General features: G+C 68.5%; 21 protein-coding genes. 11 read left to right on the forward strand and 10 right to left on the reverse strand.

Annotated elements, in window-relative coordinates; genetic code table 11:
• Positions 1-37 precede the first annotated feature (37 nt).
• Complete coding sequence (locus ACQPYY_RS12460; protein WP_433593842.1) at positions 38-658, forward strand: TetR/AcrR family transcriptional regulator; 621 nt, start codon at positions 38-40, stop codon at positions 656-658.
• 78 nt (positions 659-736) lie between these two features.
• Here ACQPYY_RS12460 and ACQPYY_RS12465 read toward each other — a convergent pair whose 3' ends face one another.
• Together ACQPYY_RS12465 and ACQPYY_RS12470 are read right to left on the reverse strand one after the other, a co-directional pair.
• Entirely contained in the window at positions 737-1,624 is an 888-nt protein-coding gene (locus ACQPYY_RS12465) for an alpha/beta hydrolase (RefSeq protein WP_433593843.1), read from the reverse strand.
• Entirely contained in the window at positions 1,621-3,153 is a 1,533-nt protein-coding gene (locus tag ACQPYY_RS12470) for a flavin-containing monooxygenase (protein WP_433593844.1), read from the reverse strand. Before ACQPYY_RS12470 ends, ACQPYY_RS12465 begins: the two co-directional genes overlap by 4 nt.
• Positions 3,154-3,270: 117 nt before the next feature.
• On the opposite strand from ACQPYY_RS12470, the gene ACQPYY_RS12475 reads away from it, so the two are divergent.
• Positions 3,271-4,518, forward strand: coding sequence for a PucR family transcriptional regulator (locus ACQPYY_RS12475; protein WP_379096840.1), 1,248 nt, complete (start codon positions 3,271-3,273; stop codon positions 4,516-4,518).
• 7 nt (positions 4,519-4,525) lie between these two features.
• Here the strand turns inward: ACQPYY_RS12475 and ACQPYY_RS12480 are convergent, their stop codons facing one another.
• The gene (locus ACQPYY_RS12480; protein WP_433593845.1) at positions 4,526-5,884 is read right to left on the reverse strand and encodes a flavin monoamine oxidase family protein; all 1,359 of its coding nucleotides are present in this window, start codon (positions 5,882-5,884) and stop codon (positions 4,526-4,528) included.
• Positions 5,885-6,018: 134 nt separating this feature from the next.
• On the opposite strand from ACQPYY_RS12480, the gene ACQPYY_RS12485 reads away from it, so the two are divergent.
• Positions 6,019-6,645, forward strand: coding sequence for a TetR/AcrR family transcriptional regulator (locus tag ACQPYY_RS12485; RefSeq protein ID WP_379096844.1), 627 nt, complete (start codon positions 6,019-6,021; stop codon positions 6,643-6,645).
• On the opposite strand, the gene ACQPYY_RS12490 is transcribed toward ACQPYY_RS12485, so the two are convergent.
• On the reverse strand, positions 6,627-7,331 hold the full coding sequence (locus ACQPYY_RS12490) for a transporter (protein WP_433593846.1): 705 nt from the start codon (positions 7,329-7,331) through the stop codon (positions 6,627-6,629). The genes ACQPYY_RS12485 and ACQPYY_RS12490 overlap by 19 nt on opposite strands.
• A 15-nt stretch (positions 7,332-7,346) precedes the next feature.
• Complete coding sequence (locus tag ACQPYY_RS12495; RefSeq protein WP_433593847.1) at positions 7,347-8,600, reverse strand: saccharopine dehydrogenase family protein; 1,254 nt, start codon at positions 8,598-8,600, stop codon at positions 7,347-7,349.
• Positions 8,601-8,858: 258 nt separating this feature from the next.
• Here ACQPYY_RS12495 and ACQPYY_RS12500 point away from each other — a divergent pair, with 258 nt between their 5' ends.
• From ACQPYY_RS12500 to ACQPYY_RS12525, 6 genes are all read left to right on the forward strand, one after another.
• The gene (locus ACQPYY_RS12500; RefSeq protein ID WP_433593848.1) at positions 8,859-10,427 is read left to right on the forward strand and encodes a GMC family oxidoreductase; all 1,569 of its coding nucleotides are present in this window, start codon (positions 8,859-8,861) and stop codon (positions 10,425-10,427) included.
• Positions 10,424-12,121, forward strand: coding sequence for an aldehyde dehydrogenase family protein (locus tag ACQPYY_RS12505; protein ID WP_433593849.1), 1,698 nt, complete (start codon positions 10,424-10,426; stop codon positions 12,119-12,121). The genes ACQPYY_RS12500 and ACQPYY_RS12505 overlap by 4 nt, the downstream gene beginning before the upstream one ends.
• Positions 12,122-12,247: 126 nt before the next feature.
• Positions 12,248-13,783: a class I adenylate-forming enzyme family protein gene (locus tag ACQPYY_RS12510; RefSeq protein WP_433593850.1), complete on the forward strand. Its 1,536-nt coding sequence runs from the start codon at positions 12,248-12,250 to the stop codon at positions 13,781-13,783.
• Positions 13,784-13,814: 31 nt separating this feature from the next.
• Entirely contained in the window at positions 13,815-14,597 is a 783-nt protein-coding gene (locus ACQPYY_RS12515; RefSeq protein WP_433593851.1) for an SDR family oxidoreductase, read from the forward strand.
• Complete coding sequence (locus ACQPYY_RS12520; RefSeq protein ID WP_433593852.1) at positions 14,590-15,627, forward strand: phosphotransferase family protein; 1,038 nt, start codon at positions 14,590-14,592, stop codon at positions 15,625-15,627. Before ACQPYY_RS12515 ends, ACQPYY_RS12520 begins: the two co-directional genes overlap by 8 nt.
• Before the next feature lie 5 nt (positions 15,628-15,632).
• A complete protein-coding gene (locus tag ACQPYY_RS12525; protein ID WP_379096868.1) occupies positions 15,633-15,848 on the forward strand; it encodes a DUF3263 domain-containing protein in 216 nt (71 codons plus the stop codon).
• A gap of 72 nt (positions 15,849-15,920) precedes the next feature.
• Here ACQPYY_RS12525 and ACQPYY_RS12530 read toward each other — a convergent pair whose 3' ends face one another.
• From ACQPYY_RS12530 to ACQPYY_RS12545, 4 genes are all read right to left on the reverse strand, one after another.
• Complete coding sequence (locus tag ACQPYY_RS12530; protein WP_433593853.1) at positions 15,921-16,544, reverse strand: TetR/AcrR family transcriptional regulator; 624 nt, start codon at positions 16,542-16,544, stop codon at positions 15,921-15,923.
• An 80-nt stretch (positions 16,545-16,624) separates the two neighbouring features.
• Positions 16,625-17,320, reverse strand: a complete 696-nt coding sequence (locus tag ACQPYY_RS12535) for a transporter (RefSeq protein WP_433593854.1) — start codon at positions 17,318-17,320, stop codon at positions 16,625-16,627.
• A 2-nt stretch (positions 17,321-17,322) separates the two neighbouring features.
• On the reverse strand, positions 17,323-18,612 hold the full coding sequence (locus ACQPYY_RS12540) for an NAD(P)/FAD-dependent oxidoreductase (RefSeq protein ID WP_433593855.1): 1,290 nt from the start codon (positions 18,610-18,612) through the stop codon (positions 17,323-17,325).
• A gap of 5 nt (positions 18,613-18,617) precedes the next feature.
• Positions 18,618-19,943 (reverse strand): saccharopine dehydrogenase family protein, encoded by a 1,326-nt coding sequence (locus ACQPYY_RS12545; protein ID WP_433593856.1) that lies wholly within the window; start codon positions 19,941-19,943, stop codon positions 18,618-18,620.
• Positions 19,944-20,102: 159 nt separating this feature from the next.
• Here ACQPYY_RS12545 and ACQPYY_RS12550 point away from each other — a divergent pair, with 159 nt between their 5' ends.
• Positions 20,103-21,482, forward strand: a complete 1,380-nt coding sequence (locus ACQPYY_RS12550) for an FAD-dependent oxidoreductase (protein WP_433593857.1) — start codon at positions 20,103-20,105, stop codon at positions 21,480-21,482.
• A gap of 65 nt (positions 21,483-21,547) precedes the next feature.
• Positions 21,548-21,928, forward strand: a complete 381-nt coding sequence (locus ACQPYY_RS12555; RefSeq protein WP_433593858.1) for a hypothetical protein — start codon at positions 21,548-21,550, stop codon at positions 21,926-21,928.
• An 8-nt stretch (positions 21,929-21,936) separates the two neighbouring features.
• Here ACQPYY_RS12555 and ACQPYY_RS12560 read toward each other — a convergent pair whose 3' ends face one another.
• Positions 21,937-22,827 (reverse strand): DUF5995 family protein, encoded by an 891-nt coding sequence (locus tag ACQPYY_RS12560; protein WP_433593859.1) that lies wholly within the window; start codon positions 22,825-22,827, stop codon positions 21,937-21,939.
• Positions 22,828-22,872: the final 45 nt, after the last annotated feature.

Genomic DNA, 22,872 nt, shown 5'->3' on the forward strand with positions numbered 1-22,872 from the left:
TATCTGACATACGGACTGTATGTGATATTCATTCTGTATGGAATCCTTTCGCGGGAAATACGCGGAGAACACCAGGCAGGCCCTGCTCGAGACGGCCGGGCAGCTGTTCGCCCACCGTGACTACGCGGATCTGTCGGCGGAGGAACTGGTCCGCGCCGCGGGCCTGACCCGCGGCGCGCTGTACCACCATTTCGACGGCAAACGCGGCCTGTTCGAGGCGGTCGTCGACGACTGGGAAAGTCGCGCGGCACAGCGCATCCGCGCCGCCATCGAGTCGGCCTCCGCGCCCTTCGACCGCGTCGACCGCGGTGTGGAGGAGTTCCTGAACGTCTGCGCCGAACCCGACTACCGCCACATCGTCCTGCTCCAGGGCCCGATCGGACTGGGCTGGCAGCGCTGGCGCGAACTGGATCAGCGCCACCTCGGCAGCCTGATCGTCCAGGCGGTCCGGAATCTGCTGGAGGCCGGACTTATCCGGCCCCACCCGGCCGAACTCATCGCGGGCGCCTTCTACGGCGCGCTGACCGAACTGTCGCTACTGATCACCGATAGCGACGACCCGCACCAGGCGCGCAGTCGGGCCGAGGCACTCGTGCACGACCTCCTCGGCGGATTGGCCACCGGCGCAACGGAGAAGGGCCCGGCCGGCTCCGAGTAGTCGGCCCGAGGGTCCGTCAATGGGCCGCGACCGTATCGGTCGCGCCTCCGCGTCCCGATGCCGATGACGGGATCGAGGTCAGTGCAGTACGCCGGCCAGGAAGTCCAGCTGGTCGGCCGCCGCCCGGCGCTGCCACGGGCCCTGATAGATATCGAAGTGGTCGACGGGGTACTCGCGGATCTGTGCCCGCCGCCCCGCCTTGGCTGCCGCGCGACGGGCGGCAGCGGGTGGCGCCACGCTGTCGTCGGTGCCGACCTGCACCAGGATCGGGCACCGCAGCTGTCCGGCGAAAGTGATCGGCCGGTTCAGGCCGACCTCCAAGGCCGCTCGTGCGCACACCTCGTTGCGCCAGGTCGGTCCGGCAACCGGGAGCACGGCTTCGACGGCTCCAGGACTACTCATCATGGCCGCCGATCCGGGCGGACCGACAATCGGCACATGATGGGGTGACCGGCCGATCAGGGCGCGCGAGAGATCGCGCAGACCGTGCCCGGCGGCGCGCGCCAGCCCGCGGAAACCGCTGCGGTGCACCACATGTGCCAGGGTGGCGAGACCGTCCATGGCGGGCGTGATCGCCACGATCGCCGCGATCCGCCGATCCTGGGCGGCGACCACGACCGCGTGGCCACCGGAGTACGAGGTCCCCCACAGCACGATGCGATCGGGATCGACGCCGGGCAGGCGCCGGGCGGCGGCGATGGCGGCGTGATAGTCCTCGCGTTGCCGCCGATACGAAACATGCTGCCGTGGAGTGCCTTCGGAGTCCCCGAAGCCGCGGTAGTCGAACACCAGCACATCGAACCCGGCGGCCACGAAATCACCGGCGTAGCCCAGCAGGCCGGTATCGCGTGTGCCGCCGAAGCCGTGCGCCATCACCACACACGGTCGTTCGGGCGCGGCGCCGATCCCGGAGAAATGCCATGCGGCGCAGCTGGTTCCGTGGCTGGTGAAGGTGATGCTCCTCATCGGTCTCCGCCCGTCGTGGTCGCGAGTGCCGGTGTCTCGGCGGAGCCGGGCGCACCGGAGGTGAAGCGCAGGGCCGCATCCTGGATCGATCCGCCGCGCAGGCGCTCGGCGTCGCGTTCGTACGCCATCTCGACCGACCACGGGCCGGTCGTGCCCGCCCGCGGGAAGCCCTCGATTCCGCGCTGGACATACCCCGAGTTCAGATCGCCCACCAGCGGTACGCGCCCCATACCGGGGTCGGCAGCCACCGGCGCGACGGTGTGAAAACCGTTGGCGTCCATGTGATCGAGCAGACGGCAGAAGTGCTCGCTGACCAGATCCGCCTTCAGCGTCCAGGCGATATTGGTGTACCCGACGACGAACGCCAGATTCGGCACCTCGGACAGCATCATCGACTTGTAGACCGTCGTCGACGGCAGATCCACCTCGCGTCCGTCGACCTCGAGCCGAATGCGTCCCAGCGGCGAGAGGGCGAAACCTGTTGCGGTGACGATGATGTCGGCGGTCAGGTGCTGCCCGGACTCGAGCTCGATGCCGGTCGGGGTGAACCGTGCGATCCGGTCGGTGCATACCGAGGCGCGCCCACTCGAGATCGCCTGGAACAGGTCGCCGCCCGGAACCACGCACAGCCGCTGGTCCCACGGGTTGTAGCGGGGCGTGAAATGGGTGTCGACATCGAAATGCGCGGGCAACTGCCGCCGCACCAGGCCGATCAGCAACCGGCGCGTCAACCGGGGAGCGCGCTTGCACGCCTTGTAGATCCCGCGAGTCATCGCGATGTTCTTGCGCCGGATCATCGCCGCGGCGCGCTCGTGGCCGAACACCGTGTTCAAGGCGTTGGCGATGACGTCCTCGGCGGGCATCGAGAAGACGTAGCTCGGCGAGCGCTGCAGCATGGTGACGTGAGCGGCCTTGTCCGCCATGGAGGGGATCAGTGTCACCGCCGTCGCGCCGCTGCCGATCACGACGACGCGTTTGCCGGTGTAGTCCATCTGCTGCGGCCAGTGCTGCGGGTGCACGATCCGGCCTTCGAACTCGTCGGCCCCCGCGAAATCGGGGGTGTAACCGGCGCTGTGGTCGTACATCCCGGTGCCCAGGAACAGGAATCGCGCGGTGAACCGCACCGGCTCGCCGCCGGTCCGTTCGGCGAGCACGGTCCAGCGTGCGGTCGATGTGGAGAACCGCGCCTCGAGCACTCGGTATCCGAGCCGAACGTGTTCCGAGAGACCGTTTTCGGTGACGGTGTCACGCAGGTAGTCCAGGATCAGGTGCCCGTCCGCGATCGACTTGCGATGCGTCCACGGCTTGAAGCCGAAACCGTAGGTCGGCATGTCCGAGTCCGAGCGGATGCCCGGATACCGGAACAGGCTCCACGTGCCGCCGACGGAATCGCGGGCCTCCAGGACCGCGAACGTGGTGCGCGGGCGGCGCGTGGCGAGGTGATAGGCGGCACTGATGCCGGATACTCCGGCGCCGATGATCAGCACGTCGAAATCGGTCGTGCCGGTATGGCTGGATTGCGTTGTCACGAATGGTCTCCTGGCCGCGGGCTGTGATTCAGTTCACCCTAGGAGCGGCTCCGGCCCGTGGGTATGTCCGCAGAGCCGCACTTTGCCTTCGAATATGTGCTGCGGCACACTGGCCTCATGAACAGTCCCGCCCCGGCGCCCGAGCTCATCGACCTCATGGGCCGGGTGGCCGAGCTGATGCTGGCCGACCTCGACCAGTTGGTCGCGGAGATGGACGCTGCCGAGATCGAGTTGACCCCGATGGTCGGTGCGGACGCGGCCCTGGTGGCGGACATGTCGGCCAGCAATCGCGCCAATGCGGCACGGCTGCTCACCATTTTCGCCCGCCGCGAGGCCCGGCTGTCCGCGATCGACGTCCCACCCGAGGCGCTCGACGTGGCGCGCACGGTCGCGCGCCGCGGACTGGATCTGGATGTGATCTTCCAGTCCTATCGGCGCGGGCAGAACATCGCGTGGCGGCACTACCTGGCCCATGCCACCCGTATCGCCGGCACCGGCCCGCTGCTGGTGCCGTTGCTCGAGGTGTCGGCGCAACGCATGTTCGAGTACGTCGATCAGGTTGTCGCGCGGGTTATCTCGGTCGCGCAGCGGGAGCGCGAGGAGATCCTCGGCGGGGCGCTGGCGCGCCGAACCGAAACCATCCGCCTGATCCTCGACGGCGCGCCGATCGACAGCCGCCGGGCCGGCGAACGGCTCGGATACGACCTGGCCCGCACCCATATCGCGCTGGTGCTCTGGTCGGCCTCGGCCGGTGAGGTGCAGGGCGCGCTGGAATCCGCGGCCACCATGCTGGCCCGGGCGGCGGGGGCGCGGCCGCCGCTCACTCTCTCCGCGGGCGGTTCCGCGCTCTGGGCGTGGATGAGCGGCGACACCCTGCCCTCCATCGATGTCTTGCGTGGCGCGTGGGATGCTGCGCAGCCGGGCATCCGGGTGGCGGTCGGGCCGCCGCGTTCGGGTATCGCCGGATTCCGGCGTTCGCACGAGGCCGCGCTGGGAATGCACAATCTGCTCGCCGGGCATCCCGACGCTGCCCCGGTGACTCTCTTCCGTGATCTCGAGGTCACCGCGCTGGCGGCGCAAAACCCGCCCCGCGCAGCGGAATTCGTCGCCGACACGCTGGGCCCATTGGCCGCGGACACCCCGGCGGCCTGGCGACTGCGCGAAACATTGCGGGTATTCCTGGATGAGGCCGAGAACGCACCGCGCGCCGCGGCGCGGCTGCACACCCACCGGAACACGGTGCTACAGCGCGTCGCCCGCGCCACCGAGCTGCTCGGCTACCGGCCGGGTGAACGGCGGCTGGCGGTGGAACTCGCCCTGGAGATCGCGCATCGGCTCGGAACCCGGGTGCTGTCCCAGGCCTGAACCCCGTTCAGCGAACGCGGTGAAGACTCGCGAGCACGGCCTTCCCGGCTTGCTCGCCCGATTCGGCTGCCTCGGCGAGTGACGGCATCTCGAGTTGATAATCGCCTGCGAGGTAGATGCTTCCGAGCGGGGCGCGCAACGCCGGCAGTGAGGTCTTTCGCCCGGCTGCCCAGAAGGGTACGACCCGATGGTGCCGCCGCACGATGCCATCGCTCAGCTTCCCCTCGAGTTCGGGGTACAGGGTGATCAGGTCTTTCGTGAACCGCGAGACGACCTCGTCGTCGGACAGGGCGAACAGCTTGTCGGCCTGGGCGCCGCCGGCGAAACAGGCGAGTGCTCCACCCGGCTTCCGCTCGCCGGCGGTGCGCATCGCCGCGGCGTGATTGAACATCGCTTGGAACGACATCTGCGGGGTCGAGACGCCGAAATAGTTGTCCCAGCGTTGCGGACCGACCTCGTCGGTGAAGAACCCGACGACCAGGTAGCGACCGTAGGCGATGTCGTCGAAAGCGGTCCGGTACCGCTGGGGGAGGTCCGGGATGATCCGCTCGGCGATGTCGGCCGGCACGGTGACGATGGCGTGCCGGGCACGAAGGCGCACCGGTCGATCACCGTCGAGGTACTCGACGACCACGTCGTCACCGTCCTGCCGGACCGACCGCACGACCGAGTTCAACCGGATGCGGTCGCCGAGGTCTTCCGCCAGCACGTCGGTCAATGTCTGGTTGCCGCCCACCGGCAGCGAGAAGTTCGGAACCTTCTCCGGGTCGGTCAACGCGATGCCCACCGACGTGACGAACTGGGTGGCAGCGGTTTCCTCCACCTCGCAACCCATCCACTGCGCCGCCCATGACCGGACGATGTCGGCGGCCAGCTCGGACCGGACGCCCTTCAGCAGATAGGACGCCGACTTGGCATCGAGCTTGGCGCGAAGACGTCGCGCGAATCGGCTCTGCGACTCCAGGAACGGTGCGACCGCGAGAATGCGTGCGCCGACCATGGCCATGCCGATCCGGTCCATCAGGGACATTCGCGTCCGGAACATGAGAGCGACGGGATTCGCGGTGTCCACCAGTCCGCCATTGAGGTACAGCGCGACGCTCTTGCCCGCGAGCGAGCCCCGTTCGATGCCGTGACGGTCGAGGGCATCGATCAGCGCGCCGGTGCCTTCGGTGAATTGCGTGCCGACATTGATCCAGTAGTCGCCCTGCCGGACGGTCTCGACCCGTCCGCCGGCGCGATCGCTGGACTCGAGCACGACCACCTCCGCCTCTCGCGCCAGCGTGGTCGCTGCCGCCAGGCCCGCCATTCCCGCGCCGACGACTACTACCTCGGTGGATTCCTCACGCACTTCCTGCGCTGCCATTACGACTCCTGACTCTGGCGATCATGAGTGCTACCTCATGAAATTAACTCGAACTCGAATCGTATTCGAATTCGGATCCCTGTGCCACCCTCCAGCGCGGGTGCGGGCGGCCCGCCTTGATACGATCTCGAATCGTGTTCGATAATCGGCAGAGTTCCCGGACATCCGTTCGCCCCGCCCCGGTGCAACGCCGTGGCGTGGAACGCGTGCAGGCCATTCTCGATGCCGCCGAGAACCTGCTCGCCGAACAGGGTTACGACGCGGCGACTCTCAAGGCGATGGGGGAGCGAGCAGGCATTCCGCTCGCCTCGGTCTACCACTACTTCGCCGATCGCGCCCAGGTCGAGACCGAACTCGCACAACGGCATCTGCGCGAACTCGACGCACGGGTCGGCGCGATGCTGGACGCCGCGCCCGCCACGTTGGCGGAGATCTGCGATGCCATCATCGACGTATACCTCGGGTACTTCCGGGAGCACCCGAGTTTCGCGGTGCTCTGGTATGCCGGGCGTAATTCGACACTCGGTGAGTTGGCGAGCATTTTCGATGTGGCGCAGGCGGCTCGATTGTGGCGGCACCTGGTGGACCGGGACCTGATCCGGCCGGACACCCCGGAACTCGTCGTCGAGCTGGCATTCGAGGCCGGCGACCGGATTTTCGACGTCGCCTTCCGGAAGGATCCGAACGGCGACGACGTCACCCTCGAACAGGCCAGGCGGCTGGTCTCGGTCTACCTGTCGTCCTACGCGCCGGAGGGCTGAACCGCGGTTCGGTCCGGGGCCGGAATTCGTTGGCGGCCACCGTTGCTGTCGTACAGCGCGCGATAGGCGTAGTAGTACACGACCATCTGGCACGCCCAGGTGGTGAGGGCCAGGATGTAGAAGATCGTGTGGTGCTCGTCGTCGCCGGGGATGCGGTAGAAGTCGTAGATCCCGGCGATCGCCGCCGCCGCGGCCGTGACGGCCACGACCGCGAGCGCCTTGCCGTGTTCGCCGACCCGCCACAGCCGCCGGGCGAAGTAGAGCAGGAACAGGCTGGTCAGGGCATTCATGGCGACGTAGAAGATGGACCCCGCCAGGCCGAGTTCATCGGCGAAGCAGGACATCACCAGTCCGCCCACGATGGCCAGCCCGAAGACGCTGACATCGACGGCGAGCGACGGCTTGAACCCGTGGGTGACCTGCATCAGACCCAGGACGAGAATCACGGTGATTCCGATCGACCGGGAGAACGCGTCGAAGAAGAACGCGAGGTGATACATCGGGCTGGTTTCGCCGGCGCCGACGAGTCCGAAGACGAGGAAATTGGTTCCGGAACTCGCGACGATGATCCATTCGAGGCCGAGCAGATAGTTTCCGTAATTCCGGATGAACTTCCAGCCGTAGCTGAATCCGGCGACGATCATCAGCAGATCGGCGAGCGCGTACAGTGCGGTTTTCAGATCCATGATCAACCCCGGGTCCTAGTGCGAGACGTCGAAGATCTCGTCGCGCGGGGTGCCGACGCGTTCGAGGCCTTTGTAGAAGCGCTCCGGCTCGGCCCATTCCTCGGGCGTGAAAACTCCTGCGCGCGTGCCGGGTTGCTCGTCGAGCGCCACCACCATGAACGCGGCGCAAGCCGTTCCGGTCGCCGCGGCCATATCGGTGAACAGATAGGTGCCGGGTCCACTGACCGGGGTGCGCCGGCTGACCGTCGTCGGTAGTCCGTTTCGGAGTCCGGTCACCTCGACCTTCAGGCCGGTCTTGTGGGGAAAGGTATGGCCCACCGCCGCCAGCGCGACGAACTTGATCAGTTCCGTGCGGGTGGCTTCTCCGGTGCGCACGAGGTTCCGCAATCCGGATAACGCGTTGCGCCAGCCCTGGACGTTGCCGAACTTGTTGGTCATCAGGGCCTCGAGGAAGTCGATGGCCTTCACCATGGGCATCGTGCCCTTCTGCACGGCCAGTCCGACACCGCGGACGATGCCGTTGTAGGGCGCCGGATCCAGTCCGCCGAAACATCGGATGTTCTTGGCGTCCGGGTACTTTCGGGGCAGGGTCACCGGCTCGGGGTGCGCGGTCTCGTGCACCATGGTCAGTCCCAGTCCGCCGCCCAGCTCCGTCCAGCGGGTCTCGACCCAGGACTGGTGCAGCACCGGCCCGCCGTTCTCCCAGGTCATGCAGGGGCCGGCGGCGACCCGCAGCATGTGGTCGAGCACGGCGCGGCCGATGGAACCGCGTTCATCGCCGACCACCCAGTACACGTCGATATTGTCGACCCGGTCCAGTTCCGCGGCCGCGTCGGCGACCAGCACGTTGGTGAAGCCGGGCGACGCGCCGCAGCCGATGTACATCGGCACCCCGGCCGCTACCGCGTCCTCGTGCAAAGACAGTGCGTGCAAGGTGCTTTCGATGTCGTCGTCGAAATCGAGATACGGCACCCCGGCCTCCAGGCATGCCGCCATCACCGGGCCGGCGGTGCGGATGTACGGACCGGCGCCGAGCACGACGAGCGCGGCCCCCTCGATGGCGGCGCGCAGTCCTTCGCGGTCGTACAGGTCGAGCCGCGCGGCGCTCGCGCGGCCCGGCGGCAGCCGCCGTACCAGCTGTTCGAGCAGTTCGGGGCGGATGTCGTAGAGCGCCAGCTCCCAGTCGCCACCGGCGACGGCGAACCGTTCGATGGCCAGCCGGCACATCTCTCCCGCGGCCCCGATGAAGACGATTCGTTGGGTCCTCATGGTCGTTCTCCTGTGGGTCATGGCCCGTCCGTGGCCCGGGCCTATCTCGTAGTCGAATCGAGTTCGAGTTTGAGTAGGATAGTGCGGCCGCGAGACTTGCGCCAGACCCCGCGTCGGGATGTGCGCCCGCACAATCAGCACCCATATCGGTGAGCGCCGGCACATGGTGTTCATCGCCCTGGCCACGCAGTATCGACATCGACAGTGACCGGGGTCATAGCGCCCCGATATCGGGATGAATCAAGAGAGGTGCCGATCGTGTACGACTACGTCGTCGTAGGCGCGGGGTCCGCCGGATCCGTGCTGGCCAGCAGATTGTCCGAGGACCCGAGCGTGCGCGTGGCGCTGATCGAGGCCGGGCCGCGGGACACCGCCGAGGAGATTCACCTGCCGATCGCCTTCCCGTCGCTGTTCAAGGGTCCCCTGGACTGGGACTACGACTCCGAACCCGAAGCGGGACTGCACTTCCGCCGCGCCTACCTGCCGCGCGGCCGGGTGCTGGGCGGATCCAGCTCCATGAACGCGATGATCTACATCCGCGGAGCGCGCGCCGACTACGACGGCTGGGCGGCGAACGGCGCGGACGGTTGGAGCTACGACGAGGTGCTGCCGTACTTCGTGAAGGCCGAGGACAACGAGCGCGGCAAGGACACCTACCACGGCGCCGGCGGCCCGCTGTCGGTCAGTGACAGCCGGTCGGAACATCCACTGGCGGAAGCGTTTCTGGACGCGGCCGAACAAGCCGGTCATCGTCGCAACGACGACTTCAACGGCGCCACTCAGGTGGGAGTGGGCCGGTATCAGGTGACGCAGCGCAACGGGATGCGCTGCAGCGCCGCCGTCGCCTATCTGCATCCGGTGCTCGAGCGCCCCAATCTGACCGTGCTCACCGATGTGCTCGCGCACCGGGTAGTGGTCGAGAAGGGCCGCGCCACGGGCGTGGTGGTCGGCCGAGGCGAGGGCGTCGAAGTGATTTCCGCTCGACGGGAGGTCATTCTGACCGCGGGCGCGTACGGGTCGGCGCAGCTGCTGTTGCTGTCGGGCATCGGCCCGGCCGAGCAGTCGGCGGCGTTCGGGTTCGAGGTCGTCAGCGATCTGCCGGTCGGCGAGAACCTGCAGGACCACCTGTCGGTGTTCCTCAACTACCGGACCGACCGTGAGTCGCTGATGACCGCGCTCTCGTTGGAGAACCTCGGCCTGCTGGAGAACGCGGGCCGTGGTCCGCTGACCTCCAATATCGGTGAGGCGGGTGGATTCGTCGAAACCCGAACCGGACTCGCGGGACCCGACATCCAGTTCCACATGGCCCCGGTGCTCTTCCACGGTGAGGGCATGGGCGTCGCGACCGAGCACGGCTACGCGTTCGGCCCGTGCCTGGTCAACCCGGAGAGCCGTGGGACGCTCACGCTGCGCTCCGCGTCCTCGGCGACCGCGCCGCGCATCCACCACAACTACCTCGCCACCGAGGCCGATCGCGCCGGCGTGATCGCGGGTCTGCGCGCCGCCCTCGACATCGCCGCGCAGCCCGCGCTGCGCGAGCTCACCACCGGCGAATTCCTCACCCCGGCGAGCGATTCCGACGCCGACCTGCTCGACTTCGCGGCGCGCACGGCACAGACCCTCTATCACCCGACCTCGACCTGCGCCATCGGCGCGGTCGTGGACCCGCGACTGCGGGTACTGGGCGTGGACGGCCTGCGGGTGGCCGACGCGTCGGTCATGCCGTCGGTGGTCCGCGGCAACACCAACGCCCCCACCATCATGATCGCCGAGAAGGCCGCCGACATGATCGTCGAGGACGCCGATTCCGCCGGAGGTCACTCATGACCGGCACGGTGACCGCGACGGCCGACGCCGCCGTCGCCGCGCTGCGGAACGGCGAAATTCAATGGGCGCGTACGTCTTTGTCCGCGCGCCGGGTGCTGCTGGACGAGATCCATGCCAATACCGCCAGGTTCGCGCAGGAGTGGGTGGACGCCGCCGCCCGCATCAAGCAGCTGTCCCCGGACTCGCCGCTGCTGGGTGAGGAATGGGTCAGTGGACCGTACTCCTTGCTCACCGCCACCACGGCGCTCGCGGAATCGCTGCTCGCCCTGGAGGAGGGGCGCAGCCCGGTCGACGGCTACCCCGTGCACGCCGCGCCCGGCGGTCGCACGGCTGTCGACGTGTTCCCGCACGGCCTGTTCGATACCTTGCTGCTCAACGGTTTTCGCGCCGAGGTCTGGTCGCGGCCCGGCGTCGACGCCGAGACCGTGCGCGCCCGTGCGGGGCTCGGACAGCTGACCCCGACCGCGACCGGCGGCGTCGGCGTCGTGCTGGGCGCGGGCAATATCTTCTCCATCGCCCCGCTGGATGTGCTGTATCAGCTCTACGCCTACAACCGCGTGGTGGTGTTGAAGCTCAACCCGATCACCGATCCGCTGTTGCCGGTCTTCGCGAAGATCTTCGCGCCGCTGGTCGAGCGCGGCTTCCTGCGCCTGATCACCGGCGGACCGGACATCGGGGCGGCCCTGGTGCACCACTCCAATGTGAGCGCGGTGCACATGACCGGCAGCGCGGTGACCCATGACGCGATCGTGTTCGGCTCCGGCGTCGAGGCCATGCGGAACCGGGCCGCGGGCACACCGCTGCTCACCAAACCGATCACGAGCGAATTGGGCGGCGTCTCACCGACGATCGTGGTCCCCGGCCGCTGGTCGGCCGCGGATCTGCGCTACCAGGCCGAGCACCTGGCCACCCAGCGGTTGCACAACAACGGGTACAACTGCGTCGCCGCCCAGGTCGCGGTGATTCCCGCCGACTGGCCGCAGAAGGACCGATTCCTGGACGAACTGCGCGCGGCGATCGAACGCGCGCCGCGCCGGTCCGACTACTACCCGGGATCGGCGGATCGGGTGGCGGACGCGTGTGCCGCCTATCCGCAGGCGCAGCGGATCGGCGCACGGGTGCTGATCGAGGGCCTGGCGCCCGAGCGCGACGAGCCCGCGTTGCACACCGAGTACTTCGCGCCGGTCCTCGGCGTCATCGAATTGCCCGGCGGCCCAGCCGAATTCCTGGACCACGCGGTCCAGGTGTGCAACGCGGAGATCGAGGGCACGCTGGGGGTGAACCTCATCGCCCACCCCGCGACCATGCGTGAGCTGGGCGACCGGTTCGACGCCGCGGTGGCCGCGCTGCGCTACGGCACCGTGGCTGTCAACGCCTGGACCGGCTTGGGCTACCTCACCGCCCGCGCCACCTGGGGCGCGTTCCCGGGGCACACCATCGCCGACATCCAGAGCGGAATCGGCGTCGTGCACAACGGATTGCTCATCGCCGACCCCGAACGCACCGTGGTGCGCGGTCCCTTCCGGCCCGCCCCGAGATCGGTGCTGAACGGCGAGTTCACGCTCTCGCCGAAGCCGCCGTGGTTCGTCACCAACCGCACCGGCGCCACCACTCTGCGACGCCTGACCGGCTTCGCGCACAAACCCGGTTTCGCCGCCTTGCCCGGGATCTTCGCCTCGGCGCTGCGCGGTTGAGCCCGCTCGGTCGACCCGGCCGATTGCCAGAGAACAGCTCGCACGTGCCGGCGGCGGCCCCGCCGGCACGCTCACAGGGAGAAAGAACGTCATCATGAATTCAGGCCGCCTCGCCGGGACCGTCGGATGACCCCCGCGATCGTCCGTATCCCGCGCTCGTACAACCCTTTCGAGCGATCCGCGGTGGAGACCGACGAACGGGGTATCGCGCACTACGCCGATCTGCCCGCCACGTTGGTGGAGATGCTGCGCGCGCACGTCGATGCCCGCCCCGAGGCCGAGGCGGTCGTCGAGGTCGGCGGTGAGCGGCTCACCTACGGGCAGCTGTGGGATCGCGCGGCGCGCGTGGCCGGTGGGCTGCGCGCCGCGGGTGTGCGACCCGGTGATCGGGTCGCCATCCGGTATCCCGCGGGCGTGCGGTGGGTGCTCGCCTTCTGGGGCACGGTGCTGGCGGGCGGGATCGCGGTGCCGGTCAATACCCGGTCGGCGGAGCCGGAGGTCCGGTACGTGCTGGACGACGCGGGCGTCACCGTCGAGCTGACGGCCGATTCGCCCCTGCCGGACGGTGACCCGTACCTGGCGTCCGCGCTCAGGACCGGCGAAGTGGCGGCACTGTTCTACACCTCCGGCACGACCGGACACCCGAAAGGTGTGCCGACCACGCATGAGGCGTTCATCGCCAACGCCGAGAACATGATTCGCTGTTCCGGGATCGCCCGCGACAGCGGACCGGCCCTGCGCACCCTGATCTCCGTCCCGTTGTTCCACGTCACGGCCTGCAATTCGCAGCTGCTGGTGGCCGCCTACGCGGGCGGGACCTCGGTGATCCTGCCCGCGCTGGATCTGCCCACACTGATCGATGTGCTCGAGGCGGAGCGGATCTCGTTCGTTGTGAGCGTGCCCGCCGTGTATTCCCTCCTGCTTCGTCACCCGGAGTTCGCCGGAGCGGACAAGTCCGCGGTCCGCACCGTCGGCTACGGCGGCGCACCGATCGCGCCGTCGTTGGTGCGGGCGCTGAAAGCCGCCTTCCCGCAGGCGTCTCTGATGAACGGCTACGGCATGACCGAGACGGCGGCGGTGATCACCGTGCTGCCCGATCCGGACGCGGCCGCGCACGCGGATTCGGTCGGGTACGCCGTGCCGACGGTGGATATCGCGATCGCCCCGATCGGCGATGACCCCACTGTCGGGGAGCTGGTCGTCCGGGGCGCGAATGTCACCGCCGGCTACTGGAACAAGCCGGTGGCCACCGCGGACGCGATTGTCGACGGCTGGCTGCACACCGGGGATATCGTGCGTGTCGACGAGGCCGGGCGGGTGCACATCGTCGACCGGATCAAGGACATCATCATTCGCGGTGGCGAGAACGTCTCGAGCGTCGAGGTCGAGGCAGTGCTGCTCTCGGCCCCGGGGGTCGCAGACGCGGCGGTGCTCGCGGTGCCCGACGACGTGATGGGGGAGAAGGTCGGGGCCGTGCTCTTCGGCGACGTGGCCGCCGTCGATATCGACGCGGTGCTCGCGCACTGCCGCGATCACCTCGCCGACTTCAAGATTCCGCAATTCGCCGCGGTCCGCACCGAGCCCCTGCCGCGCAATGCGGGCGGCAAGCTGCTCAAGAACCAGTTGCGTGAGCAGGTGCGCTGGGGCGCCCCGCTGCGCTAGCCGTCCGCCTACGAAGGAAATTCACCCACTCATGACCCCATTCGATCTCACCGGCCGTACCGCGATCGTCACCGGCGCGTCTCGCGGTATCGGTCTCGCCGTGGCGAAAGCCATTGCGGCGGCGGGCGGAAACGTCGTCCTGACCTCCCGCAGCCAGGAGTCGGCGGACGCCGCCGCAGCCGAAGTCGGGGGCGCCGCCCTCGGTGTCGGCGCGCACGCCGCCGACGAACCGAGCGCCCGGCGGTGCCTGGACGCGACGCTCGAAAGATTCGGCAGCATCGACATTCTCGTCAACAATGCCGGAACGAACCCGTCCTACGGGCCCGTCATCGACCAGGATCATGCCCGGTTCGCCAAGACCTTCGAGGTGAACCTGTGGGCGCCGATCCTCTGGACCGGACTGGCGGCCCGGGCGTGGATGGGTGAGCACGGCGGCGCCGTCGTCAATATGGCCTCGATCGGCGGCCTGGTGTACGAACCGAACCTCGGGCTGTACAACGCCTCCAAGGCCGCGCTGATCCATCTCACCAAGCAGCTGGCCCTGGAGCTGTCGCCGCGGGTGCGGGTCAACTCCGTCGCGCCGGGCGTGGTGCGCACCACGCTGGCCGAGTCGTTGTGGAAAGAACATGAGGGACAGTTGAATTCGAGCATCGCGGCGGCCCGGATCGGCGAGCCCGCCGATGTCGGCTCGGCGATCGCCTTCCTGGTGTCCGACGCCGCGAGCTGGATCACCGGGGAGACCTTCGTGATCGACGGCGGACAACGCCTCGGTGACGCCGCGCTGTTCCGGGCGGAGGCGGCGGCCCATGCCTGACACCACGACGGCGCCGGGTATCGACATCGATGCGGTGGCGCACTGGCTGGCGACCCTGCGTATCGACTGCGCGCCGCCGTTGCGGCTGCGGCGGATCGGCCAGGGCTACTCGAATCTGACCTATCGCCTCACCGACGCCGGAGGCCGCGCCTGGGTGCTGCGCCGTCCGCCGCTGGGGCAGCTGGTGAATTCCGCTCACGATGTGGTGCGTGAGGCCCGCATCATGGCGGCCCTGGCCGACACCGGCGTACCGGCTCCCCGAATCCTCGGTATCGCAACCGATTCGGAGATCGCGGACGTACCCGTCGTGTTGATGGAGTTCGTCGACGGCCTGATCGTCGACACGATGGAGGTCGCCGAGACCCTGACTCCGGAGGGCCGCCATCGGATCGCCACCGCGCTGCCGGGCACCTTGGCCAGGATTCACGCCGTCGACCTGGCCCGCACGGGCCTCGCGGACTTGGCGAGTCACACGCCGTACGCCCGACGTCAGCTCAAACGCTGGGCCGGACAGTGGGATCTGACCAAGACCCGGGAGTCGGCAGCGGTGGACGCGCTCACCCGGCGGCTGTCGGCCGCGATTCCCGAACAACGCGAAATCAGTCTGGTGCACGGCGATTTTCACCTGCGCAACCTGATCACCGCACCCGAGACCGGACGGGTGACGGCGGTGCTGGACTGGGAGCTGTCCACCCTGGGCGATCCGCTGGCCGACATGGGCAGCCTGCTCACCTACTGGCCCGAACCCGGCGAGCCGTCGGTCGGCGTCTTCGAAGCCTCCACCCTCGAAGGCTTCCCCGACCGCGCGGAAATGGCGCGGCTCTACCTCGCCGCCACCGGCCGTGACCCGGCCGCCCTCCGGTACTGGCACGCGTTCGGCCTGTGGAAGCTCGCGATCATCGCCGAGGGCGTCCGCCGCCGGGCGTTGCACGACCCGCACAACGAATCCGCCGCGGGGACACCGACTCTCGCGCACATCGACGGCCTCGTGCACAAGGCCGGCGAGATCGCCGACTCCGCCGGGATCTGACGCCGATGAGCCCACTCGACATCGCCATGATCGAATTCGCCGCCGAGTGGGCTCCCTTCGGCGGCAACGACGAAGAGGCGTTCCTGCGCTTCGGACTCGGACCCGCGGAATTCCACGGCCGCCTGACCCGCCTGCTCGCCTCCCCGGCCGCCCGGACGCTCGACAACACGACGATCGCTCGGCTCCGGGATCAATGCGCCGATCGCTCGGCCGGCCGGTAGCCGGGACCCCCACCCCATCCGATGCCCTTCAACCCGCGCCCCCGGACGACACCGGTGCGCGGGTATGACGCGTTATGCGCGGTCCGTGCCGGTTTCCGGCGCGAGCGGTCCGTACAGCGCGGATATCCAGATGTTGTAGAGCGCGTCGACGACCCGCTTCGGATCCGCCGGCGGCGTGTGCCCGAAGGACTGGGTCAGATAGCGTTCGTCCATCCAGACCAGGGCCCGGGCGGTTTCGGCGGCGTCGAGTTCGGCGCTGATGCGGCCGGCGTCCTGGTCGTCGATGATCCGCTTGGCAGTCGCTTCGATGAAAAGTTGCACCAATCCGTGGTAGGCGGCCTCGACCTTCTCGTCGCTGCCGGCCGCGTCGGAGAGTGCGCGCAGGACCGCGCCGTGCCGCAGATAGACATCGGCCAGACCTTCGAAGGCCGCTCGGGCGTCGTTGAGCAGATCGGTCCCCACCAGCCAGCGATCGATCATCTCCGACAGTTCTTGCCCGAGTTCGTCGGTCACCCGGAGGGCGAGGTCGTGGCGGTCACGGAAATGCACGTAGAACGCCGGCCGCTTGAGCCCGGTCCGGCTCATCACGGCGTCGACGGTCATCTCGCGGAACGGCCGCTCGCGCAGGAATTCCCTTGCGGCGTTCAGAATCTCGCGTTCCGATTCCTTCGGATCGTGCTTCGGACGTCTGCTCATCGTCTCCCCACTACATCACGACATCGGTGATTACGCGAAGCCGCCGCCGGGCGTGTTCACCCGGCGGCGGGAATCCACCGTCATCTGGCCGGACCGGCACCGACGACAGATCGATCGCACTCCGTCCGTTCGTTGTGGCGCCGCATCGCGCGATAGGCGTAGAAGTACGTCATCATCTGGAATCCCCAGGTCGCGAGCGCGGCGATGTAGAACAGCGTGTGGTTCTCGTCATCGCCGGGGATGTGATAGAGGTCGTAGGTGGCGGCGATGACGAACCCCGCGGCGGTCGCGATGACGACCCGGACCGCTTCTCCACGCGCATCGATGTTCCAGAGCCGCCGCGCGAAAGAGAGCAGGAACACCGACGTGACGACATTGACCGCGATGTAGAAGACCGCTTCCGCGATACCGACGCGATCGGCGAATATCGACAGGAACAGGCCCGCGACGGTAGCCAGCGCGAAGACACCGATATCGGTGGGCAGCGAGGGCTTGTAGCGGTGCGTCACCCGCATCAAGCCCAGCACCAGAATCAGGGTGATTCCGACCGACCGGGAGAACGCGTCGAAGAACAGCGCGATGTGATACATCGGACTGGACCGGTGCGCACCCGTCAACGCGAAGACGAAGAAGTTGGTGCCGGAGGTCGCGACGATGATCCATTCGAGGCCGAGCAGGTAATTTCCGTAGTCCCGGATGAACTTCCAGCCGTACGTGAACCCGGCGAAGACCATCCAGAGATCGGCGAGCAACAGCAGTGCGTCTTTGAGTTGCATGTTCATCTCGCCAATCGATCGGACAAGCGGTCGCCGAACCAGCCGAGATCCAGCGCCGGTGAGCTGACGAAGCTGGGCCAGAATCCGCCCCGGCCGTGCCATATGGTTTCCAGGTCCGCGGGCATGGATTCACCCGTGAGCCGGCCGGCCAGCAGATGGCCGACATATTGAGCCTGCGCGAAGCCATGTCCGTTGCACGCCAGCGAGTACAGCACTCGAGGCGAGGCTTCCCCCGCCACCGGCAGCCACGTGGAGCTCATGCCGATCCAGCCGCCCCACGCCCGTCGCGGAGCGACATCGCCCAGCCCGGGAAAACGGTCCCGGAAGCCGCGAACGAGATCGTCGACGACTCGGGTCGACGGCGTCCGGGCGAGCAGCGGTCCCCGGGTCGTCTCCAATCGCCGGGTGCCGAACACGATCGTGTTCCGGGGAGTGACCCGGTAGCTCTCGAGAATCATGTGGGCGGTCACCATCGGGGCGCGGCTGGTCCAGCCGATGTCGTCCAGGCGTTCCGGCGCGATCGGCTCGGTCTCCACCAGGGAGGTCCAGACCGGCGAGACCAACCGGCGCGGGCTGATCGCGAGGTCTTTGCCGTAGGCGTTGGTGGTGAGCAGCGCCTGGTTCGCGTGCACCCTGCCATGAGCGGTCCGGATGGTCACCCCGGTGTCGCCGTCGGTGACCTCCTGCACGCGGCTGCGCTCGAATACCCGTGCCCCCGAGGCCAGGACGACGTCGCGCAGTCCGAAGGCGTACTCGGCCGGGTTCAACGTGCCGCCGACGCCTTCGCGCATACCGCCGAGGAAGCCGTCGGGCAGCCCCGCCTCCGGTCCCTCGACGAACTCCGCCGACGAGCCCGCCTCGGCCATGATCCTCGCGTTCCGCCGCGCCTTGCGCAGCTGACCCTTCGAGATCGCGGCCTGCACGATGCCGGCCTTCTCGAACTCGCAGTCGATGCCCCGGTGCGCGATGGTGTCCTGGGTGAACTCCACCGCGGATTCGGCGAATTGGAACAGCGCGCGAACCTTGCTGCGGCTGAACAGCATTGCCAGCAGAGCGGGGTCGGCGGCGATCGAGTTGGTCACGTAGCCGGCGTTGCGTGAGCTGGGGCCCCACCCGCAGGTTTCGGCTTCGAGCAGGACCACATCGCGCCCCGACTCGGCGAGCCGCAGCGCCGCCGACATGCCTCCGACGCCGCCCCCGATCACGGCGACATCGCAGGTGGTTTCCTCGGTTAGTGCGGGCACGGCGGTGACAGGTGGTGCGGTCCAACCGGTTTCGGTGAGGAGATCCATGCCCGTCACCGTTCGTTCGGGCTGGCCGAGGCGCCCACCCTCGCCACGGTCAGCGCGGTGCTGGGCGTGACCACCGCTTCGACGACCTCGCGGGGTTTCGATCCGCCGGTCTTGGCGAGCGCCGCGTAGAAGCGTTCCGGATCGGCCCAGTCCTCGGGCGCCAGCACACCGGAACGGGCACCGAGTCCCTCGATGGCGAGCAGCATGAACGCCGCGGTCGCCGAGCCGGTGGCCGAGGCCATGTCGGTCCACGCGGTCCCCGGACCGCTGACCGGCACCCGGCGCACCGAAACCACCTGTTCCCCATCCCGTGTGCCGGTCACTCGGACGTAGTTGGTCCCGCGGAACTCGGGGTGTTTGCCGCCCGCCGCGGCGGCCAGGTACTTCAGCACTTCGCCGGCGCCGATCTCGCCGCGACGAACGGTGCCCCACAGCCCCGACAGCGCGTGCTTCCACACCCTGGGCGAGCCCACCTTGTCGGTCATCACGTCGTTGACGAAGTCGATCGCCTGGTCCATCGAGATCTTGCCCTGTTGCACCGCCACCGCGATGCCGCGCATGATCCCGTTGACCGGCGGCGGGTCGAGCGCGCCGAGCACCCGGATCCGATCGGCGCCCGGCCACCGTCGCGGCATGGTCACCGCCTCGGGATGGGCGCATTCGTAGAGCCGGTAGGAATCGCCGAGGGTATTGCCCAGTGCGACCACATCCGTTTCCAGGAACGTCTGATGGATCACGGACTGCCCGTGCTCCCAGGTGTGACAGGGTCCGGCATAGCCGCGGATGGCGTGATCGAGCACCGCGCGGCCGTAGGGCACCGGCCCCTCGTCGCCGGTCACCCAGCACACATCGATGCGGTCGACGGTGTCCATATCGCGGGCGGCGTCGGCGGCCATCACATTGGTCAGGCCGGGCGAGGCGCCGCATCCGACGAAGATCGGCACCCCCGCCTTCCGCGCCCGGGCATCGAGGTCCATGGCGGTGAGGGTGCTTTCCTCATCGTCGTCGAGGTCGAGGTAGGGCACCTTCTTCTCGATGCACGCCTGCATGACCGGCTCCGCGGTCTTGTTGTAGGGCCCCGCGCCGAGCACGACGAGCGCGGCACCCGAAATCGCCTTGCGGAGCGCGACCTTGTCGAACAAGTCGAACGAGCCGACCGTCACGCCCGCGACGGGCAACGTGGCGACGAACTCCTCGAGCACATCGGGCCGGATGTCGTACAACTCCAGCTTCCATGCGCCGTGCCCGGCTGCTCGGGCGAAGCGATCGATCGCGACGCGGCACATATCGCCGGCCGCGCCGATGAAGACGATTCTCTTTGCTGTGGTCATGGTCACAGGCTAAAACGCTACTTACGTCGTGTCAATGACACGGCGTAAGTTTAATTCCGCTGATACATGATCGACATTTCCCCTGGTCATCCAACTGGGCCGAGTAGGGCAGGGCGTTGTGCGCTCGCTCGGGCCTGGTCGCCTCGTACCGTGTGAGCCATGAGCGAACGCGTGGTGATCATCGGTGGGGACGCGGCGGGGATGGCGGCGGCGTCGCAGGCGCGCAGGTTGCAGCCGGTCGGGGAGTTGGAGATCGTCGTTTTCGAGCGTGGGCATTTCACCTCGTATTCGGCGTGCGGGATCCCGTACTGGGTGGGCGGGGAGGTCGGCGGGCCGGACGAGCTGATCGCACGGACTCCCGCCGAGCATCGGGCGCGGGATATCGATCTGCGGCTGCGGACCGAGGTGCTGGAGATCGATGTGCCGGGGCGGCGGGTGCGATCGCGCGGGCTCGACGGCGGGCGGGAGGATTGGACCGGCTACGACAAGCTCGTGATCGCCACCGGCGCGACGCCGATCCGGCCGGAACTGCCCGGTATCGATGCGGCCGGGGTGCACGGGGTGCAGACCCTCGATGACGGGCAGGCGCTCATCGACACCCTCGAATCGATCTCGGGACGGCGCGCGGTGGTGGTGGGCGCGGGGTACATCGGCGTGGAGATGGCGGAGGCGCTGATCAATCGGGGATTCCAGGTCACCATGATCAACCGGGGTGCCGAGCCGATGTCCACGCTCGATCCGGACATGGGTGCGCTGATCCGGAAGGCCCTGCAGGGCATGGGAGTTCAGGTCATCGGCGATACCGAGCTGACCGCGGTGCGCACCGACGCGCAGGGCCGGGTCACCGCGGTGGCGACCGACGATGCCGAATATCCCGCCGATGTCGTGATTCTCGGCATCGGAGTGCGCCCGGCCACCGACCTCGCCCGAGCCGCGGGACTCCCGCTCGGGGAATCCGGGGGTCTGCTCACCGATCTCGCGATGCGGGTGCGCGGACACGAGAACATCTGGGCGGGAGGCGATTGCGTGGAGGTGCTCGACCTGGTCTCCGGCTCCGAACGCCATATTCCGCTGGGCACCCACGCCAACAAGCACGGCCAGATCATCGGTGCCGGTGTGGGCGGCGACTACGGCATCTTCCCCGGCGTGGTGGGTACCGCGGTGAGCAAGGTGTGCGATCTGGAGGTCGCCCGGACCGGTCTGCTTGAACGGGACGCGCACGCCGCCGGCCTGCAATTCGTCACCGTCACCATCGAATCCACCAGCCGCTCCGGCTATTTCCCGGGCGCGGCTCCGATGACGGTGAAGATGCTCGCCGAACGTCGCACCGGCCGCCTGCTCGGTGTCCAGATCGTCGGCCGCGAGGGTGCGGGCAAGCGCATCGATATCGCCGCCGTGGCCCTCACCGCCCGCCTCACCGTCGACCAGATCGTCGCCCTCGACCTCGGCTACGCCCCACCCTTCTCCCCGGTCTGGGATCCGGTCCAGGTCGCCGCCCGCAAGGCCGTCGCCGCGGTCCGCTTAGACGCCACCCGGTAGCGCTCCTGACCTGCGCCGCGGGCTGACCCGCGACGCCGGTCCGTTCGGGCACATAGACTGCCGTCATGACCGCGGCGCGTGAGATCCCCGATCCCTGGGCGGTGGGCCGCGCGAGGCAGCACTGGGTCCCGTCGCGGGGATTGAGCAACGGGCTCGACGCGCGAGGCTGGGGAATCCTCGCCGACCTCGACGAGTCCCAGGTCTATCGGGTGCTCTTCGCACTCTCCGATATCGGTGTGGCCGCCTACGTCCTCCCGGTCCGCGTCACCGTGCTCGAGGCCGGAGACCCGGAGGTCCTGTGGCGGCTGTGGGTCGACATCCCGCGGTATCGCGCGGCGGAGGACCTGCTGATGGTCCTGCTGCGGCACGGCCGCAGGCGCCGTTCCGATCGCCCCGCCCCGGCCCGTCGCCGCCGTCGGCGCGTGCCGCTGGTTCGCGAACGCTGAGCTCCGGGTCAGATGGCGTCGAATTGCGCCAGCACGTCGAACGCGCTTTCGGCGGTACGGCGTTCCAGCTCGATCTCCGCTTCCACGGCCGGTGCGAGCGACGGATTCTCCAGCGCGAGACCGTTGGCGAAGATGGTGGTGTTGGCCGCCAGGTCGGCGAACACCAGCATCGGCTTGGTCGCCACACCCTGACCGAGCGCGGCGTCGAGTCCCTCGCCGAGGAAGTAGAAGCGCCACAGCGGGCCCAGCTTCGCGCGGTAGATCCGGTCGGTGCGCTCGGTGATGACGTCGCCGATGCTCGCGATCCCGGCGACGATCGTGAAGTAGTCGCCCGCGTCGGCCGGAGTGGAGCCCGCCGCGGCCACGGCCCGGGGCAGGTCGACCACCAGGTGCGCGTTGTATCCGGCCAGCGCGACGCGGGCGGGGGAGGCCGAGCAGTCGGCGGCCGCGGCGAAGTAGTTGCGCCAGTGCGGTTCCGGGGTGCCGCCGCTGAATTCCGCGTGCACATTGTCGAGGAACCGGCGCAGCAGATCGAAGCTGACCCGATGGGCGTATTCCGGATCGGCGAACGCCCGCGGATTGTGCTGGAGCGGCATCACGGCGAGCTGCTCCACCGTGTCCAGGCCGGTCGCGAAGGTGCCGCGCCGATCGGTGTGGCGTTCGAGGATCTCGGTGAGGCCGTGATCGCGGGCCACCGCGTCGTCGAGCCGCGCGAGCTCGTCATCGCCGGCGAGGGCGCTGGTATCGGAGAGTCGCACGATCTCGTCGATCTCGGCGGGGGACAGGGTGGGCGCGCAGTCCGACGGTTCGGCCGGCGCGGCGAACGCGATCGCGGGAGTGACGATCGTGGCTGCGGTGACGGACAGGGCGGCCAGGGAACGCGCAAATGCATTGAGCACGATGGATTTCTAGCAGGAGTCCCCGCGCGAGTACAGCCTGACACT

The organism is Nocardia sp. CA-145437, assembly GCF_050956485.1.
Classification (GTDB): Bacteria; Actinomycetota; Actinomycetes; order Mycobacteriales; family Mycobacteriaceae; genus Nocardia.

What these genes read in the sequence shown, in the direction of transcription:
- ACQPYY_RS12460 (WP_433593842.1), top strand. Translation starts at nt 38, where the DNA reads ATGGAATCCTTTCGCGGGAAATACGCGGAGAACACCAGGCAGGCCCTG.
- ACQPYY_RS12465 (WP_433593843.1), bottom strand. Translation starts at nt 1,624, where the DNA reads ATGAGGAGCATCACCTTCACCAGCCACGGAACCAGCTGCGCCGCATGG.
- ACQPYY_RS12475 (WP_379096840.1), top strand. Translation starts at nt 3,271, where the DNA reads ATGAACAGTCCCGCCCCGGCGCCCGAGCTCATCGACCTCATGGGCCGG.
- ACQPYY_RS12480 (WP_433593845.1), bottom strand. Translation starts at nt 5,884, where the DNA reads ATGGCAGCGCAGGAAGTGCGTGAGGAATCCACCGAGGTAGTAGTCGTC.
- ACQPYY_RS12490 (WP_433593846.1), bottom strand. Translation starts at nt 7,331, where the DNA reads ATGGATCTGAAAACCGCACTGTACGCGCTCGCCGATCTGCTGATGATC.
- ACQPYY_RS12495 (WP_433593847.1), bottom strand. Translation starts at nt 8,600, where the DNA reads ATGAGGACCCAACGAATCGTCTTCATCGGGGCCGCGGGAGAGATGTGC.
- ACQPYY_RS12505 (WP_433593849.1), top strand. Translation starts at nt 10,424, where the DNA reads ATGACCGGCACGGTGACCGCGACGGCCGACGCCGCCGTCGCCGCGCTG.
- ACQPYY_RS12510 (WP_433593850.1), top strand. Translation starts at nt 12,248, where the DNA reads ATGACCCCCGCGATCGTCCGTATCCCGCGCTCGTACAACCCTTTCGAG.
- ACQPYY_RS12515 (WP_433593851.1), top strand. Translation starts at nt 13,815, where the DNA reads ATGACCCCATTCGATCTCACCGGCCGTACCGCGATCGTCACCGGCGCG.
- ACQPYY_RS12520 (WP_433593852.1), top strand. Translation starts at nt 14,590, where the DNA reads ATGCCTGACACCACGACGGCGCCGGGTATCGACATCGATGCGGTGGCG.
- ACQPYY_RS12525 (WP_379096868.1), top strand. Translation starts at nt 15,633, where the DNA reads ATGAGCCCACTCGACATCGCCATGATCGAATTCGCCGCCGAGTGGGCT.
- ACQPYY_RS12530 (WP_433593853.1), bottom strand. Translation starts at nt 16,544, where the DNA reads ATGAGCAGACGTCCGAAGCACGATCCGAAGGAATCGGAACGCGAGATT.
- ACQPYY_RS12535 (WP_433593854.1), bottom strand. Translation starts at nt 17,320, where the DNA reads ATGCAACTCAAAGACGCACTGCTGTTGCTCGCCGATCTCTGGATGGTC.
- ACQPYY_RS12540 (WP_433593855.1), bottom strand. Translation starts at nt 18,612, where the DNA reads ATGGATCTCCTCACCGAAACCGGTTGGACCGCACCACCTGTCACCGCC.
- ACQPYY_RS12545 (WP_433593856.1), bottom strand. Translation starts at nt 19,943, where the DNA reads ATGACCACAGCAAAGAGAATCGTCTTCATCGGCGCGGCCGGCGATATG.
- ACQPYY_RS12550 (WP_433593857.1), top strand. Translation starts at nt 20,103, where the DNA reads ATGAGCGAACGCGTGGTGATCATCGGTGGGGACGCGGCGGGGATGGCG.
- ACQPYY_RS12555 (WP_433593858.1), top strand. Translation starts at nt 21,548, where the DNA reads ATGACCGCGGCGCGTGAGATCCCCGATCCCTGGGCGGTGGGCCGCGCG.